2 protein-coding genes are annotated in these 1,604 nt (G+C 70.7%); both read left to right on the forward strand.

The window, feature by feature from the left end:
* Positions 1 to 145 precede the first annotated feature (145 nt).
* Entirely contained in the window at positions 146 to 649 is a 504-nt protein-coding gene (locus ACFPZI_RS37085) for a hypothetical protein (protein ID WP_381371569.1), read from the forward strand.
* 73 nt (positions 650 to 722) lie between these two features.
* On the forward strand, positions 723 to 1,559 hold the full coding sequence (locus ACFPZI_RS37090; RefSeq protein ID WP_381371570.1) for a transposase family protein: 837 nt from the start codon (positions 723 to 725) through the stop codon (positions 1,557 to 1,559).
* Positions 1,560 to 1,604: the final 45 nt, after the last annotated feature.

Genomic DNA, 1,604 nt, shown 5'->3' on the forward strand with positions numbered 1-1,604 from the left:
CTCGCGCAGCTCATCATGGTGATCGTGGCGGGGAGATCATCTGTCGCTCCGCGTCGGGGCGTCTTCCTGGATCTCCTGCACGCTACGTACTCGTCCCCTTACCCTGCGAGCAGGGTCGCGACGGCGGGCTCGCGAAAGAGGGGACATGGTCCAGAACCTGATGGTGTGGCTGCTGGAACGCCGCGTTGTGCTGGAAGCACGCGCCGAGCAGTTGCGCAAGCAGCTGGCCGACACCGAGGCCGAGGTGGCCCGGCTGGAGGCAGCCGAGATCGTCTACCAGCAGTACCAGGAGGATGCCGACGCGGGGCATCCCGACGCCGCGGTCTGGCAGCAGGCGCTGGAGGAAGCCACCGGCGGTGCCCCGGCCGTGCCCGCGCAGAGCCCCGGTGCGACGCCGGGTGCCGCGGGCCAGCTGCTGTTCGGCCCGCGAGGCCCCGAGAGCCGGATCGAGGATCTGCCCGCCGAGTACCGGACGATCATGGAGGTCGTCGCGGGCGGCGACGGCCCGCTGCAGGCCAAGGACGTGGCCCGCGCGTTGGGGCTGGATCTGGCGCCGGCGAAGGTGGAGGCGGTGCGCGGGAAGCTGCGCAAGCTGTCCGAGCGCGGCTGGATCACCCGCACGCCCGCCGGGCGCTACCTGCCCCGGTAGCCCGCGGCCCGGCCCCGCGCAAGGGCCGATTTCGGCCGTAACGAGCGTGCCCCCGGCGGGAGTTGGGCGGTGTGTGAAGACCAAGTCCAGCCCTGCCGGGGGCGGCATCAGCCTTGTCTACTCCGTCCGCCTGCCGCTGTCCACTTCGACCGTCAACCATGTGGTCTCTTTGATCCGCGCCCACCGCAAGAAGATCCGCTCACGGTGGCGCGCCCTGAGCGACGGGCGGATCGCGGTGATCGTGCTCGCCCACCTGCGCAACGACGAGCGGCTGGCCGATCTGGCCGGCGGCGCTTCGGTGTCGGTCTCCACGGTGCGGCGCTGGGTGCTGGAGGTGATCGGCCTGCTGGCCGCACGGGCCCCGCGTCTGGACCGCGCGCTGGCGAAAGTGGCCAAGGACAGCGGGTGCCTGGTGCTGCTGGACGGCACGTTGATCCGTACCCGGCGACGAACCGGTCAGGCGAACCGGAAGAACTACTCGGGCAAGCACAAGGCGCACGGCCTGCTCTTCCTCGCCCTGACCGATGCGAAGGGGCGGCTGCTGTGGATCTCCTCGGCCCGCCGCGGCGCCTGCAGCGAGATCACGGCCGCCCGCTACGAGAAGCTGTGCGCGCGGCTGCGCGAGTTTGAGCTGGGGGCGATCGCCGACCTGGGCTTCGTCGGCCTGGACGACGGCGAATCCGAGCAGCCGGCGGTCATCACCGGGTTCAAGGCGAGCGGCGGCAAGCGCCTCTCCTCGCCGAAGAAGGTCGTGAACCGGCTGATCAGCAGCCTACGGGCACCGGTCGAGCACGGCTTCGCAAGCCTGAAGACCTTCCGGATCCTTACCAAGGTGCGCATGCATCCGCGGCACGCGACCGCGCTGGTGCGGGCCCTGCTCGTACTGACGCGCCACCAGGTGGCGCGGTGACGGACGATCTCCCCGCCACGATCACCATGATGAGCTGCGTGAGCA

The organism is Streptomyces chlorus (genome assembly GCF_042655885.1).
Taxonomy (GTDB): domain Bacteria; phylum Actinomycetota; class Actinomycetes; order Streptomycetales; family Streptomycetaceae; genus Streptomyces; species Streptomyces chlorus.

Coding starts and splice junctions, on each gene's coding strand:
- ACFPZI_RS37085 (WP_381371569.1), top strand. CDS start 146: ATGGTCCAGAACCTGATGGTGTGGCTGCTGGAACGCCGCGTTGTGCTG.